Source organism: Terrabacter sp. R4-6 (assembly GCF_057529065.1).
Genome location: NZ_CP197224.1, coordinates 1,047,198 through 1,061,920, shown reverse-complemented (window position 1 = coordinate 1,061,920; position 14,723 = coordinate 1,047,198). Strand labels below are relative to the sequence as shown.

At 72.2% G+C, this 14,723-nt stretch carries 15 protein-coding genes; 10 read left to right on the top strand and 5 right to left on the bottom strand.

The genetic code is table 11. The features are described from left to right. Positions 1 to 72: 72 nt before the first annotated feature. Complete coding sequence (locus ACSSS0_RS04945; protein WP_076262632.1) at positions 73 to 246, top strand: DUF3117 domain-containing protein; 174 nt, start codon at positions 73 to 75, stop codon at positions 244 to 246. Positions 247 to 357: 111 nt separating this feature from the next. Here ACSSS0_RS04945 and ACSSS0_RS04940 read toward each other — a convergent pair whose 3' ends face one another. Continuing rightward, complete coding sequence (locus ACSSS0_RS04940) at positions 358 to 981, bottom strand: O-methyltransferase (protein WP_487230269.1); 624 nt, start codon at positions 979 to 981, stop codon at positions 358 to 360. 72 nt (positions 982 to 1,053) lie between these two features. Between ACSSS0_RS04940 and ACSSS0_RS04935 the strand changes: the two genes are divergently transcribed. The 7 genes from ACSSS0_RS04935 to ACSSS0_RS04905 all read left to right on the top strand — a co-directional run bounded on the left by ACSSS0_RS04935 (position 1,054) and on the right by ACSSS0_RS04905 (position 8,805). Then, positions 1,054 to 1,512 (top strand): hypothetical protein, encoded by a 459-nt coding sequence (locus tag ACSSS0_RS04935; RefSeq protein ID WP_487230268.1) that lies wholly within the window; start codon positions 1,054 to 1,056, stop codon positions 1,510 to 1,512. Between the two features lie 166 nt (positions 1,513 to 1,678). After that, a complete protein-coding gene (gene sigE / locus ACSSS0_RS04930; protein ID WP_156415385.1) occupies positions 1,679 to 2,326 on the top strand; it encodes an RNA polymerase sigma factor SigE in 648 nt (215 codons plus the stop codon). A 19-nt stretch (positions 2,327 to 2,345) separates the two neighbouring features. Then, positions 2,346 to 3,065: a hypothetical protein gene (locus tag ACSSS0_RS04925; RefSeq protein WP_487230267.1), complete on the top strand. Its 720-nt coding sequence runs from the start codon at positions 2,346 to 2,348 to the stop codon at positions 3,063 to 3,065. Further along, positions 3,062 to 4,693, top strand: a complete 1,632-nt coding sequence (locus ACSSS0_RS04920) for a S1C family serine protease (protein ID WP_487230266.1) — start codon at positions 3,062 to 3,064, stop codon at positions 4,691 to 4,693. The genes ACSSS0_RS04925 and ACSSS0_RS04920 overlap by 4 nt, the downstream gene beginning before the upstream one ends. A 55-nt stretch (positions 4,694 to 4,748) precedes the next feature. Continuing rightward, entirely contained in the window at positions 4,749 to 5,105 is a 357-nt protein-coding gene (locus tag ACSSS0_RS04915) for a twin-arginine translocase TatA/TatE family subunit (protein WP_020143116.1), read from the top strand. A 53-nt stretch (positions 5,106 to 5,158) separates the two neighbouring features. Then, the gene (locus ACSSS0_RS04910) at positions 5,159 to 6,979 is read left to right on the top strand and encodes an ABC transporter ATP-binding protein (protein ID WP_487230265.1); all 1,821 of its coding nucleotides are present in this window, start codon (positions 5,159 to 5,161) and stop codon (positions 6,977 to 6,979) included. Next, positions 6,976 to 8,805, top strand: a complete 1,830-nt coding sequence (locus tag ACSSS0_RS04905) for an ABC transporter ATP-binding protein (protein ID WP_487230264.1) — start codon at positions 6,976 to 6,978, stop codon at positions 8,803 to 8,805. Before ACSSS0_RS04910 ends, ACSSS0_RS04905 begins: the two co-directional genes overlap by 4 nt. A 38-nt stretch (positions 8,806 to 8,843) precedes the next feature. On the opposite strand, the gene ACSSS0_RS04900 is transcribed toward ACSSS0_RS04905, so the two are convergent. The 4 genes from ACSSS0_RS04900 to ACSSS0_RS04885 form a co-directional block, all read right to left on the bottom strand. Continuing rightward, positions 8,844 to 9,986, bottom strand: coding sequence for an Mrp/NBP35 family ATP-binding protein (locus ACSSS0_RS04900; RefSeq protein ID WP_435985041.1), 1,143 nt, complete (start codon positions 9,984 to 9,986; stop codon positions 8,844 to 8,846). Between the two features lie 63 nt (positions 9,987 to 10,049). Further along, positions 10,050 to 10,604 (bottom strand): DUF1003 domain-containing protein, encoded by a 555-nt coding sequence (locus tag ACSSS0_RS04895; RefSeq protein ID WP_435985042.1) that lies wholly within the window; start codon positions 10,602 to 10,604, stop codon positions 10,050 to 10,052. Further along, positions 10,601 to 11,908, bottom strand: a complete 1,308-nt coding sequence (locus ACSSS0_RS04890) for a magnesium transporter MgtE N-terminal domain-containing protein (protein WP_435985043.1) — start codon at positions 11,906 to 11,908, stop codon at positions 10,601 to 10,603. The genes ACSSS0_RS04895 and ACSSS0_RS04890 overlap by 4 nt, the downstream gene beginning before the upstream one ends. Before the next feature lie 17 nt (positions 11,909 to 11,925). Then, entirely contained in the window at positions 11,926 to 12,645 is a 720-nt protein-coding gene (locus ACSSS0_RS04885) for a hypothetical protein (protein WP_435985044.1), read from the bottom strand. Positions 12,646 to 12,734: 89 nt separating this feature from the next. On the opposite strand from ACSSS0_RS04885, the gene ACSSS0_RS04880 reads away from it, so the two are divergent. Then, the gene (locus ACSSS0_RS04880) at positions 12,735 to 13,808 is read left to right on the top strand and encodes an HpcH/HpaI aldolase/citrate lyase family protein (RefSeq protein WP_487230263.1); all 1,074 of its coding nucleotides are present in this window, start codon (positions 12,735 to 12,737) and stop codon (positions 13,806 to 13,808) included. Between the two features lie 5 nt (positions 13,809 to 13,813). Then, positions 13,814 to 14,695: an HpcH/HpaI aldolase/citrate lyase family protein gene (locus ACSSS0_RS04875; RefSeq protein ID WP_487230262.1), complete on the top strand. Its 882-nt coding sequence runs from the start codon at positions 13,814 to 13,816 to the stop codon at positions 14,693 to 14,695. Positions 14,696 to 14,723 lie beyond the last annotated feature (28 nt).

The window sequence follows — 14,723 nt, the reverse complement described above, 5'->3', positions numbered from 1 at the left end:
CCCAATTAGGTCTCGCAAACGAGACACGGAATAATGGGGCCAAAGACCGAGGATTCCTAGGGAAGGGGAACCATGGCAGCAATGAAGCCGAGGACCGGCGATGGCCCGCTCGAGGTCGTCAAGGAGGGCCGCGGCATCGTGCTGCGGATGCCCCTTGAGGGCGGCGGGCGTCTCGTCGTCGAGATGACCCCCGACGAGGCTGCAGCTCTGCGTGACGCGATCCAGGGTTGTGACGGCGTCAGCTGACCCTTCCGCCTACATCCAGGTTCGACGGCCCCTGACCTCACGGTCGGGGGCCGTTTCGCGTCCCCGGCCCCACGCGAGGGTGCGTATGCCGGCCGGACGGCATACGTGGTCTCAGCGCTTGACGGCGACGAGCAGGCCCTCGCCGACGGGCAGCAGCGACACGGTGAACTGGTCGTGCTCGCGGATGGCGCGACCGACCTCGCGGAGGGTGCGCGTCTCGGCGTCACGGTTGGCAGGGTCGGACTCCTTGTCGGTCCACGTCATGACGAGGGTGCCGCCGGAGCGCAGCAGGCGGGTGGCCTGCGTGAGGTACTCGGGGTACTCCTCCTTGTCGGCGTCGACGACGACGAGGTCGTAGGCGCCGTCGGTCATCCGGGGGAGCACCTCGAGGGCGCGGCCGGCGATGCAGCGGGTGCGCTGGTGGGCGATGCCGGCCGCCGCGAAGGCGTCGCGCGCGGCCCGCTGGTGCTCGGTCTCGAGGTCGATCGTCGTGAGGATGCCGTCGGCGGGCATGCCACCGAGCAGCCAGAGGCCCGAGGCGCCCGCGCCGGTGCCGATCTCCATGACGGCCTTGGCCCCCGTCGCGGCGGCGAGCATCTGGAGCACGGCGCCGACGCCGTTGCCGACGGCCGGCGCGCCGAGCTCCTCACCGCGGTGCGTGGCCTCCTCGACGTGCTCGCTCGGGTTGACGAACTCCTCGGCGTGCGACCACGCGGCGACCTTCTGGGTGCTCATGTTCGTCACCCTACTGTGACGTGCCGGACCGATTCGGCACCCCGTCGCCCCGAAGCGGGTAAGGATCAGGTCATGGACGAACAGGACCAGCCGACCTCGGAGCACCTGCGTCCCGACGGCGTCGACGACGCCACGGTCGAGGCGCTCGGCAAGCTCTCCGAGGCGCTGGAGGTCGTCGAGGACGCCCGCGGCCACCTCTACGGCTTCCACCGGCTCACGGGGGCGGCCGACCTCGCCCTGGGTGAAGCCGTCGACCTCTTCCGCGAGGCCGGCCACACCGAGCTCGCCGACCGGCTCCAGGCCGAGCTCGTCGGGCGCAACGTCGTGCACGGGAGGTGGACCTTCCAGATCGTCGAGGAGTACGACGACGGCTACTACGCGACGTTCAAGGGCCTCGAGAAGGAGGCGCGCGACGACCTCGTGGGCGGCCGACGCCACCTCTTCGAGGCGGAGATGAAGGAGGACCGGCGCACGCACGGCCGCGTCCACCACGAGGCGGTCCCGCACGACGGCAGCGAGCAGTCCCGGTGACCGAGCCGAGGCTCGCGCGCCGAGAGCGTCCACAGCAGAACCACAGGTTCTGGCTGGCGGCCGGACAGGGCAATCCGAGACGATCGACGGGAACGAATCGAGATCTGACGGCGTTCTTGTCGTTGACCCCTCTCCGTGAAAGGCCCAGCCCCCTGTGAGCACCAGCGTGACGTCCACCTCTCCCACCTCGGTGGAGCAGGCCGACTCGACGTGGACTCCTCCCACGTGGGAGGAGATCGTCGAGCAGCACTCTGCGCGCGTCTACCGCCTGGCCTACCGCCTCACGGGCAACCCGCACGACGCCGAGGACCTGACGCACGACGTCTTCGTCCGCGTCTTCCGGTCGCTGCACTCCTACCAGCCGGGCACCTTCGAGGGCTGGCTGCACCGCATCACGACCAACGTCTTCCTCGACAAGATGCGTCGCAAGCAGCGCATCCGCTTCGACGCCCTGCCCGACGACGCCGCCGGTCGGCTCCCGAGCAACGAGAAGGGCCCGGAGCAGACCTACCACGACGCGCGTTTCGACGACGACGTGCAGCGGGCGCTCGACGCCCTCGCACCGGAGTTCCGCGCGGCCGTCGTCCTGTGCGACATCGAGGGCCTCAGCTACGAGGAGATCAGCGCGACGCTCGGCGTCAAGCTCGGCACCGTCCGCTCGCGCATCCACCGTGGCCGCGCCCAGCTGCGCGAGGCCCTCGCGCACCGGGCCCCCGAGGTCGCCGCTGCCGCCCGTCCCGCCAAGCCCGAGTCGCGCGCCGCTCGCGCCGGCCTGCGCCTTCCCGGCCGCCGAGTCGCGGCGAGCTCGCGCTGATGGGCCCGGAGGTGATGTCGTGACGCCGCACCTCAAGGGATACGTCCGTGCCTACGTCGACCGCGCCCTGCCGCCGGCGATGCTGCACCTCTACGACAAGCACCTCGTGTGCTGCACCGTCTGCCGCGCCGCGGCCGACCAGGAGCGCCGCATCGTCGCGTCGCTGCGCTCCGACACCGGCGTCCCGATGAGCCTGCGCACCTCCCTCATGGGTCTGGGCGCGGCGCCCTCGGGCGAGCCCCAGCCGGCACCGACCGCGCCGAGCCGCTCGGACGGGCCGCGCATCCCGCTGCCGCCCACCGGCTTCCGTATGCCGTCCGCGCCGTCCTACGACCCCGTGCCCACCGTGCGCCCCACCGCTCCCGCCCTGCACCGCTCACCGATGCGGGCCGCCGTCGTGGCCTCCATCGCGGCAGGGGCGTCGGTCGCCGCTGCGTGGGGCCTGGCGATCTCGCCGGTGCCCGGCTCGCGCACCCCGTCGGTCCGAGGGCCGGTCGCGAGCTTCGGCTCCAGCCCCGTCAGCGCCGTCAACTTCGGTGGCTCCGTGCTGCCCGGCAACCGGGTCGCTCCCGTCACGCGTCAGTCGCAGGGCCTCGACGACATCGCCGGCAACGTGCCCTACTGGGTCGTCACGACCCGCACGTCGGCCCGCACCGCCTCGCTGGCCCTCGGCACGACGTCCGGTCTGGTGGCCCCGGTTCGGGTCACCAACGTCCGTTCGGCACAATCAGGGCCATGAGCGACGAGTCGACGACGCCGGACCCCGATCCAACGGCAGCTCCCGAGCCCAGCGAGCGCACCCAGGCCCATGGCGCCGCAGCGGCGCCCGAGGTGGAGCAGACCGGCATCATCGACCTGCACGACACCCGCGCCATCCCGGCCGGGTCACCGGCTCCCGCCCCGTCCGCGACGGAGGCGCAGCCTCCCGCGAGCGCGGCGGGCAGCGGCTCCGGCGAATCGGGCGACGACGCGTGGTTCGACGTCTTCGGCGGCGAGCACCCGACCGAGGGGGCCGGGGTCCCCGCCCGGGCCGACGCCGCCTGGGGCAGCGACCGCGCCGACTCCCTCGCCGAGCAGGCGCACCGCTCGGCGTACGCCCCGCCGGCCCCGGCAGCGGACGCGCCCCCGGCGCCCACCCGACCCGGTGAGGCGCAGGCGAGCGCGGCCACGGCAGCCGGCGCGACGGCATACCTCGGCTCGGTGCCCCATGCACCCGCTGACGGCGACCCCGGCCCTGAGGGTGCCGTGCCGCCCGGGGGAGTCGCCCTGACCGACGCGGCGGCTCCACCCGCGCGCCGCGGCCGCGGCAAGGTGGTCGCGGCCGTCGTGGGGCTGTGCCTGCTCTCCGGCGTCATCGGCGGCATCGCCGGCCAGGTCGCCGAGGACCGCATCAACGTCGCCGGCTCGACGCTGCCCGATCCCGGGCCCGGAGCCACGCAGCGGCCGGCCGGCTCGGTCGCCAACATCGCCGCCGTGGCGCTCCCGAGCGTCGTGACCATCAAGGTCGACGGCGGCAGCGAGGGGTCGGCGACGGGCTCCGGCTTCGTCATCGACGCCAAGGGCCACGTCCTGACGAACAACCACGTCGTCGAGCCCGGCGTCAACGGCGACATCGAGATCGTGCTGAGCAACGGCGACACCGAGAAGGCGACGATCGTCGGGCGCGACGCGAGCTACGACCTCGCCGTGCTCAAGATCGACCGCACCGACCTCAAGCCCCTGACGCTCGGCGCGTCCGACCAGGTCGTCGTCGGCGACCAGGTCATCGCCGTCGGTGCGCCGCTCGGTCTCGACCAGACCGTGACCACGGGGATCGTCAGCGCGCTCAACCGGCCCGTGCAGCCGGGCGACCCCGGTGAGTCGTCCTACATCAACGCCATCCAGACCGACGCGGCCATCAACCCCGGCAACTCCGGCGGCCCGCTCCTCGACATGACGGGCAAGGTCATCGGGGTCAACAGCGCCATCGCCCGCGTGCCGGGCACGAGCGGGTCGAGCGGCGGCAGCATCGGTCTCGGCTTCGCGATCCCCAGCGACCAGGCGAGGCGCACGGCCGACCAGCTCATCGCGACCGGCAAGGCGACCCACCCGGTCATCGGCGTCAAGCTCAGCCGCACCTTCGCCGGTGACGGCGCCCAGGTCGTCGACGAACCCGACGCCGTGACCTCCGGGGGACCGGCCGCCAAGGCCGGCGTCAAGGCGGGGGACGTCATCGTCGGCTTCGAGGGCAAGCGCATCCGCACCCCCGACCAGCTCATCGTCTCGATCCGCGCGCGGGCCGTCGGCGACACCGTGAGCCTCAAGGTCGAACGTGACGGCAAGGAGCTCGAGCTGCAGATGACGCTGGAAGCGGATCCGGCCAGCTAGAGCACGAGGCGCCACCGTAGGATGGCGCAGCCGGTACGCGTGGAAGCGAGGGACTGTGTTCGACATCAACGGGTGGGAGCTGCTCCTGCTCGGTCTGCTCGCGATCCTCATCCTGGGTCCGGAGCGCCTGCCCGAGTACGCCGCCAAGTTCGGCAAGTTCGTCCGTCAGGCACGCGGCATGGCCGACCGGGCCAAGCAGCAGCTCAAGGACGAGATGGGACCGGAGTTCTCCGACGTCGACTGGCGGGCCTACGACCCGCGCCAGTACGACCCCCGCAAGATCGTGCGCGACGCGCTCTCGGCGCCTCCCGACGAGGACGACCAGCCGTCGCCCGTCGTCGACAAGCCGGTGAGCACCCCGCGGGGCCACGACCCGTCGGTCCCGACGCCCTGGGACAGCGAAGCCACGTGAATCTCTGACCCAGAGGTATCTCTGTCGGAGGTCGGGGTTATCGTCACTGCTTGATGCCTGCTGATCCTGCCTCGCAACCGCCCGCCTCGGTCCGGTCCCTGTGGCGCCTGCGCGGCTACCTGCGCCCGCACCGCTGGGCCCTCGTCGTCATGTTCGCCGCGTCGCTCGCCGGCGTCGGCCTCTCCATCGCCATCCCGCTCGTGACGCGGGCCATCATCGACGGGCCGATCACGAGCCACGAGCTCGCGCCGGTGCTGCCGCTCGGCCTGCTCGCCCTCGCCCTCGGCGTGCTCGAGGCCGTCCTCATCTTCGTGCGCCGGTGGGTGCAGTCCAACGCCGTGCTCGGGCTCGAGACGGAGCTGCGCCGCGACCTCTACGAGCGGCTCCAGGCGCTGCCGATGAGCTTCCACACCCGGTGGCAGTCGGGGCAGCTGCTCTCCCGGGCGACGACCGACCTCTCGGCGATCCGACGGTTCAGCGGCTTCGGCCTGCTCTTCCTCGTCGTCAACGTCCTGCAGGTCACCGCCGTCACGATCGTGCTCCTGACGATGTACTGGCCGCTCGGGCTCGTCGTCGCCGCGACGGCGGTGCCGATCACCTGGCTCTCGATGCGGTTCGAGAAGGCCTACGTCGTCGTCTCCCGCCGGGTCCAGGACCAGCAGGGCGACCTCGCGACCCAGGCGGAGGAGGGCGCGGTCGGCATCCGCGTCATCAAGTCGTTCGGTCGCAGCGACCACATGGCCCGTCGCTACGACGAGGCGGCGCTCGAGCTGCGGGCGACGAGCCTCGACAAGGTGCGCCTCTCGGCGAAGTTCTGGACCTTCCTCGAGGTCATCCCCAACCTCGCCGTCGTCGTCGTGCTGCTGCTCGGCGCCATCGGTGTCGGCCACGGAGACCTGACGCCGGGCGAGCTCGTCGCCTTCATCACCCTGATGCTCTCGCTCGTGTGGCCCGTCTCGTCCCTCGGCGTCATCCTCGCCATGGCCCAGGAGGCCATGACCGCGGCCGCACGCGTCCTCGAGATCTTCGACACCGAGCCCGACATCGTCTCCGGCCCGCACGAGGTCCGCGCGCGCCGCGGTCACCTGCGCTTCGAGCACGTCGACTTCGCCTTCCCCGACGCACCCGACCAGCCGGTGCTGCGCGACGTCAACCTCGACGTCCCTCCCGGCGAGACCCTCGCGCTCGTCGGTGCCACCGGGTCGGGCAAGACCGCCCTCACGGCCCTCGTCCCGCGCCTCTTCGACGTCACCGGCGGACGCATCACCATCGACGGCGTCGACGTGCGCGACCTCGAGCTCGCCGCCCTGCGCAGCCTCGTCGCGACCGCCTTCGAGGAGCCGACCCTCTTCTCGATGAGCGCCCGCGAGAACGTCACCCTCGGCCGCGCCGACGCTCCCGACGACGACGTGCTCGCGGCTCTCGAGATCGCCCAGGCCGGTTTCGTCCACGACCTTCCGTGGGGCCTCGACACCCGCATCGGCGAGCAGGGGCTGTCCCTGTCCGGCGGCCAGCGCCAGCGCCTCGCCCTGGCCCGCGCCGTGCTCTCGCGGCCGGCGGTCCTCGTCCTCGACGACACCCTGTCCGCGCTCGACGTGCACACCGAGAAGCTCGTCGAGGAGGCGCTCTCGAGCGTGCTGTCCGAGACCACCGGCCTCGTCGTGGCCCACCGCGCCTCGACCGTCATGCTCGCCGACCGGGTCGCGCTGCTCGAGCACGGGACCATCACCCACGTCGGCACCCACCGCGAGCTCCTCGACGGCGTCCCGGCCTACCGCGAGCTGCTCGCCGCCGACGCCGCCGACGCCGTCGACGACGTGGGGGCCGGCTCCGGTGACTCCACGAGCGACACGATCGAGGAGGTGCGGGCATGACCGCCCCGGCCCAGCAGTGGCGCGGCGTCGCCGCCGACGACATCGAGGGTGAGCTGACGGCCGAGACCTCGACCCGGCTCGCCGGCCGCTCCCGGCGGCTGCTGCGCGACGTGCTCCGGCCGTGGCGCGGCGCCCTCTGGTGGCTCATGGTCGTCGTCGTCATCGAGAACGCCGCCCGCCTGTCGATCCCGTACCTCGTCAAGGAGGGCATCGATACCGGCATCCCGCCGATCCGCGAGTCCGGTGACCTCGGCCCGCTGCTGCTCGTCGTCGGACTCGTCCTCGTCGCGACCGTCACCCAGGCGATCTTCCGCAACCTCTTCCTCGTCCGGTCCGGCGTCATCGGCCAGGACATCCTCCTGTCGATCCGTCGGCGGGTCTTCCGGCACTTCCAGCACCTGAGCCCGGCGTTCCACGACCGCTACACGTCCGGACGCGTCATCTCCCGGCAGACCTCCGACGTCGACGCCATCTACGAGATGCTCGAGACCGGCTTCGACGGCCTCGTCACGGCCGCGCTGACCCTCGTGGGCACGTCGGTGCTGCTGCTCGTGCTCGACGTCAAGCTCGGCCTCGTGGCGCTGCTCTGCGGACCCGCCCTCGCGCTGCTGACCAACTGGTTCCGCAAGGAGTCGGCCAAGAGCTACCGCGCGACCCGCGAGAACGTCGCGCTCGTCATCGTCCACTTCGTCGAGTCGATGAACGGCATCCGGGCCGTCCAGGCCTTCCGCCGCGAGCCGCGCAACCAGGCGATCTTCGAGGACGTCAACGACCAGTACCGCCGGGCCAACCTCGTCGCGTTCCGGCTCGTCGCGTGGTTCATGCCGGGCATCCGGCTCATCGGCAACGTGACGATCGCCGTCGTCCTGCTCTACGGCGGCTACCTCGCCTACCACGGTGAGGTCACCGTCGGGGTCCTCGCGGCGTTCCTGCTCTACCTGCGCCAGTTCTTCGAGCCGATGATGGAGATCTCGCAGTTCTACAACACCTTCCAGTCGGCGTCGGCCGCTCTCGAGAAGCTCTCCGGGGTGCTCGAGGAGGTGCCCGACGTCCCCGTGCCCACCGACCCCCTGCCACTCACTGCGGCCCGCGGCGAGGTCCGCTTCGACGACGTCCGCTTCGAGTACGTCCCCGGCACCGCGGTGCTCCCCGGCCTCGACCTCACCGTGCCGGCCGGCCAGACGCTCGCGCTCGTCGGCACGACCGGGGCGGGCAAGACCACCGTCGCCAAGCTGGCGACCCGCTTCTACGACCCGACCGCCGGGACGGTGACCCTCGACGGGATCGACCTGACGCGGCTCGCGGCCGACGACCTGCACCGCGCCGTCGTCATGGTGACCCAGGAGAACTACCTCTTCAGCGGCACCGTCGCCGACAACATCCGCTTCGGCCGTCCCGACGCCACCGACGACGAGGTCGAGGCTGCGGCCCGCTCGATCGGCGCCCACGACTTCATCACGGCCCTGCCGGAGGGGTATGCCACGCCGGTCTCCAACCGGGGTGGGCTGCTCAGCGCCGGCCAGCGCCAGCTCGTCGCCTTCGCGCGGGCCTTCCTCGCCGACCCGGCGGTGCTCATCCTCGACGAGGCGACCTCGTCGCTCGACGTCCCCTCGGAGCGGCTCGTGCAACAGGCGCTGGGCACGATCCTCGCCGGGCGCACCGCCATCGTCATCGCGCACCGGCTCTCGACGGTCGAGATCGCCGACCGGGTGCTCGTGCTCGAGCACGGCCGCATCGTCGAGGACGGCGCGCCGAGCGAGCTCGTCGCGGCTGGTGACGGCCGCTACTCGGACCTGCACCGCGCCTGGGTCGACTCCCTCGCCTGACCCGAGCCAGCCGAGGGCAGCCTCGGCCGACGCGTCGGTCAGCGGCCGGCCGGGGTGAGGCCGAGCGAGCGGCCGGCGAGGCCTCGGGCGCGCGAACCGAGGTTGCGGGCGATGCCACGCAGCGCGACGGCCGCAGCGCTGTCGGGCTCGCCGAGGACGACCGGCGTGCCGTTGTCGCCGCCCTCGCGCAGGCGCGTGTCGAGGGGGATCTGGCCGAGCAGCTCGACGGGGGCGCCGATGCTCTTCGTCAGCGAGTCGGCGACCGCCTGACCGCCGCCGGAGCCGAAGATCTCCTGGCGGGTGCCGTCCGGCAGCTCGAGCCAGCTCATGTTCTCGATGACGCCGACGACACGCTGGTGGGTCTGCAGGGCGATCGAGCCGGCACGCTCGGCCACCTCGGCGGCGGCCTGCTGCGGGGTCGTCACGACGAGGATCTCGGCCGTCGGGATGAGCTGGGCGACCGAGATCGCGATGTCACCGGTGCCGGGCGGCAGGTCGAGCAGGAGGACGTCGAGGTCGCCCCAGAAGACGTCGCCGAGGAACTGCTGGAGCGCCCGGTGCAGCATCGGGCCACGCCACACGACGGGCTGGTTGCCGGGCACGAACATGCCGATCGAGATGACCTTCACGTCGTGGCTGATGGGCGGCAGGATCATGTCGTCGACCTGCGTGGGCCGCTGCTCGACACCGAGCATGCGCGGCACCGAGAAGCCGTAGACGTCGGCGTCGACGACGCCCACGCGCAGGCCCTGCTCGGCCATCGCGGCGGCGAGGTTGACGGTCACGGACGACTTGCCGACGCCGCCCTTGCCGGAGGCGACGGCATACACCCGCGTCAGGCTGTTGGGCTTGGCGAAGGGGATCTCCTTCTCCGGGGCACCACCACGCAGCTGCGAGCGCAGCTCGGCGCGCTGCTCGTCGCTCATGACGTCGAGCTCGACCTCGACCGAGGTCACGCCGTCGAGGGCGAGGAGGGCGTTGCTGGAGTCCTTGGTCAGGGTCTCCTTCATGGGGCAGCCCGACACGGTGAGGAAGATCGCGAGGTCGACCTTGCCGGCGTCGTCGATCTCGACCGACTTGACCATGCCGAGCTCGGTGATCGGCTTGCGGATCTCGGGGTCGTTGACCTTCGACAGCGCCGTGAGCATGGCGTCACGGCTGGGCAGTGCGGCGACAGACATGTGTTCCATCGTATGCCGCCGTGCGGGGCGCCCCGACCACGGCCGGGGTGCGCTCGCTCACGGTCAGTGCCGGTTGTCCCTGGGCTCGTCGTCGGCGCTGCGGACGATCCCGCGGTCCTCCATCTCCTCGAGCAGCGAACGCAGCTCGGAGCGCACGAAGTCACGGGTGGCCTGCTCCCGCAGGGCGAGGCGCAGCGAGGCCACCTCGCGCGTCAGGAACTCGGTGTCGGCGAGGTTGCGCTCGTCGCGGGCCCGGTCCTGCTCCAGGGCCACGCGGTCGCGGTCGGCCTGGCGGTTCTGCGCGAGGAGGATGAGCGGGGCGGCATACGACGCCTGGAGGCTCAGCATGAGCGTCAGGAAGATGAACGGGAACTCGTCGAAGACGAGCGACGGCGGCGCGAGGACGTTCCAGGCGATCCACGCGGCGACGAAGACCGTCATGCCGATGAGGAACTGGGCCGTGCCCATGAAGCGCGCGAACTGCTCCGACAGGACGCCGAACGCCTCCTGGGTCAGGGTGATCCGCGGCAGCACCCGGGCGCGCTTCTCCTGGGGCTGGTCGAGCTTGTCGCCGCGGACCGCCCGCGCGCCCGTGCGACGCTCGGCGCGCTCGCTCACGGCTTCACCCCCAGCTCGTGCCGCTCCTCACGCCAGTCCTCCGGGAGGATGTGGTCGAGCACGTCGTCGACGGTGACCGCTCCGATGAGGCGTCCGTCGTCGTCGACGACGGGCAGCGAGACGAGGTTGTAGGTGGCGAGCGTCCGCGTCACCGTCTCGAGCGTTGCCGTCGCGACGACCGGCTCGATCTCCTTGTCGATGATCGACCCGACGGCGCCGTGCGGCGGCTCGCGCAGCAGGCGCTGGATGTGCACGAGGCCGAGGTAGCGGCCGGTCGGAGCCTCGAGGGGCGGGCGGCAGACGTAGACCATCGAGGCGAGCGCGGGGGCGAGCTCCTCACGGCGCACCGTCGCGAGGGCCTCGGCGATGGTCGCCTCGGGACCGAGGATGACCGGCTCGGTCGTCATCATGCCGCCGGCGGTCTTCTCGTCGTAGGCGAGGAGACGACGCAGGGGAGCGGCCTCGTCGGGCTCCATGAGCTGGAGCAGCTCCTCGGCCTGCTCGGGCGGCAGGTCGGCGAGCAGGTCGGCGGCGTCGTCGGGCTCCATCGCCTCGAGGACATCGGCCGCGCGCTCGTTGGCGAGGCCGGCCAGGATCTCGACCTGGTCGTCCTCCGGCAGCTCCTCGAGGACGTCGGCGAGCCGCTCGTCGTCGAGGGCGGCGGCCACCTCGGCGCGGCGCTTGGGGTTGAGGTCGTGGATGACCTCGGCGAGGTCGGCGACCTTGAGGTCGTCGTAGGTCTCGAGGAGGCGCTCGGCGCTCTGGGCGCCCGCCTGCTCGTGCAGGCCCACGACGTCGCGGATGTCGACGAGCATCGTCTTGCCCGACCGGCGACGCGTCAGCCGGGACATCGCCTTCGACGCCGACGAGACCCCGGCCGGCGCCTGCCGGACGAAGACGCGCGTGCCGATCCAGTCACGGCGCGGACCCTGCTCGATGGCGAGGTCCTCGACGAGCGCGTCGGCGAAGCCGGCCTCGACGGCCTCGGGCGTCGTGACGCGGACGGTGCGGTCGAAGAGCTCGGCGGCGACGAGCACCTCGTTGGTGCGCTGCTCGAAGCGGCGCATGTTGACCAGGCCCGTCGTGATGACGGCGCCGGCGTCGATCGAGGTCACCCGGGTCATCGGCACGAACACGCGGCGGCGACCCGGCACCTCGACGACGAGTCCGATGACGCGCGGCTCGGGCCGGTTGACCGAGAACATCACGACGACGTCGCGGACGCGCCCGACCTGGTCACCGAGCGGGTCGAAGACGCTCAGTCCGGTCAGGCGCGCGACGAAGACGCGGGTGCTCGCACTCATGGGGCAAGGCTATGGGGTCAGCGACCGCGGCGACGGGTGCCACGTCGCTGGCGCTTCTTGCGCAGCTTCGCCCGCTCCTTCGCGGCGCGACGACCGGCCTTGGCCTCGTCCCGCGCGCGCTTGCGCTCGGCCTTCTCCTCACCGCGCCCGCCCCAGTGCCACGGGCGCCACGACGTCGTCGTCGCGGCAGTGCGGGCCGGGGGCTCGCGGTGGTCGTGGGCGGCATACGCGCCGGGCGACTCGAGCGGGCTGTCGAAGGGCACGAGCGCGGTGACGGTGCACTCCGCTGCCCAGCGGGTCAGCGAGTCGTCGACCGAGTTGAGCCGCGACGCGCGGAGCAGCTCGGCAGCGCGCTGCCACTCGGGGGTGCCGGGCTCGAGGACGTGGACGTGCGCGCGCACGGTGAGCAGGCGGCCCCCGGTGTCCTTGCTGCGCAGGATGACCCTGACCTCCTTGGGCAGCCAGGGGAGCGGCTGCTCGCCCGGTCCGCTCACGACGAGGGCGGCGCCGTCGTCCCACACGTGCCAGGCCGGCCACGTGCGGTCGTCGGCGACCTCGATCCAGAGCAGGCCGGACTTGGCCATCGCCTCGCCGAGCAGGGCCGTGGCAGAGGCCGCGGCCGTCGCGGACTGCGGGTCGGTCTGCCCGGTGGCCGCAGAGGTCACCTGCTCCGCCCCTCGGTCGGTCCCCGTCTCGCCCGCCTTCTCGGCCACGGGCTCGGTCGCACGCTCGGTCACATCGCCACCTTAGTGATCCCGCCCTCATCGGCGACGTGCGTGACTGTCGTCATAACGCGGGCCGTCCGGCCGTTGCTACGTTGGCGCCCATGCGCAGCGCCAAGGACTTCTTCCGGCCGCTCGCGGTGGGGGCGCCGACGCCCCTGACGCAGGTGCCGGCCCGCCCGTCACGGGTCATCCACTTCTTCGACCCGAGCAACCCGAAGATGGCGGCCAAGGTGCCCGACCTCGTCGGCACCGTCGACGTGCTCCTCGGCAACCTCGAGGACGCCGTCAAGGCCGACCGCAAGGAGGCGGCCCGCGCCGGGCTCGTCGACATCGCGAAGGCCACCGACTTCGGCGAGAACACCCAGCTCTGGACGCGCATCAACGCGCTCGACAGCCCGTGGGCCCTCGACGACCTGACGACGCTCGTCACCGAGATCGGCGACAAGCTCGACGTCGTCATGGTCCCGAAGGTCCAGGGCGCCGAGGACATCCACTACGTCGACCGGCTCCTGGCCCAGCTCGAGGCCAAGGCCGGGCTGACCCGTCCGATCCTCGTCCACGCCATCCTCGAGACGGCGCGCGGCATGGTGAACGTCGAGGAGATCTGCGGGGCCTCGCCGCGCATGCAGGGGCTCTCGCTGGGGCCGGCCGACCTCGCCGCCGACCGCCGGATGAAGACGACCCGCGTCGGTGGCGGCCACCCCGGCTACCTCGTGCGCACCGACCCCGTCGACGGGGACATCACCGGCCCGCGAGCGACGGCGCAGCAGGATCTCTGGCACTACACGATCGCCCGCATGGTCGACGCGTGCGCGATGCACGGGATCTACCCCTACTACGGCCCCTTCGGCGACATCCAGGACGTCGTCGCCTGCGAGGACCAGTTCCGCAACGCCTTCCTCCTCGGCTGCGTCGGCACGTGGTCGCTGCACCCCGTGCAGATCGAGATCGCCAAGCGCGTCTTCAGCCCGTCGGCCGACGACGTCGCCCACGCGCGCCGCGTCGTCGCCGCGATGGGTGACGGCACGGGCGCCGTGATGCTCGACGGCAAGATGGAGGACGACGCCAGCCTCAAGCAGTGCCTCGTCATCGTCGAGCTCGCCGAGCGGCTCGCGCGCACCGACCCCGCGCTCGCCGAGCTGTATGCCGCCGAGCCCGCCTCGCAGGAAGGCTGACTCCCGTGACCGCCTCGTCCACGGCATACCGTCCCCGCCGCTCGGTGCTCTACATGCCGAGCTCCAACGAACGTGCGCTGGAGAAGGCGAAGACCCTTCCCGTCGACGCGCTCATCCTCGACCTCGAGGACGCCGTCGCCCCTGACGCGAAGGAGGCGGCGCGCGAGAAGGCTTGTGCCGCAGCCCAGTCCGGAGAGTACGGCCGTCGCGAGCTGACGATCAGGGTCAACGGCCTGGGGTCGCAGTGGCACGACGCCGACCTCGCGGCTGCCGCAGCGGCCGGCCCGGACGCGATCGTCGTGCCCAAGGTCGGCTCGGCCGACGAGGTGCGCGCCCTGGTCGCCGCGATGGAGGCCGCGGGCGCCCCGCAGCACACGAGGCTCTGGGCCATGGTCGAGACGCCGGTGGCCGTGCTGCACGCCGAGGAGATCGCGCGCGCGTCCGACCGCCTCGCCTGTCTCGTGCTCGGCACCAACGACCTCTACAAGGAGCTCGGGGCGAGCTTCGCCCCCGGCCGCGCCGCGATCCAGACCTCGCTCCAGCTCGCGGTCCTCGCGGCCCGCGCCGCCGGGGTGGCCGTCCTCGACGGGGTCTACAACGACGTCTCGGACGCCGAGGGCTTCCTCGCCGAGGCGCACCAGGGCCGGGAGATGGGCTTCGACGGCAAGACGCTGATCCACCCGGGGCAGGTCGGGCCGTGCAACGACGTCTTCGCGCCGAGCGCCGCGCAGGTCGAGCAGGCGCGGGCGGTCATCGCCGCCTTCGAGACCGCCCAGGCCGAGGGCAAGGGCGTCGTCACCCTCGACGGGAGGCTCATCGAAAGTCTCCACGTCGACACGGCGCAGAAGGTGCTCGCGACCGCCGACGCCATCGCCGCGCTGACCTGATCTGACCGGCCGGGGGAGACCCCGACGT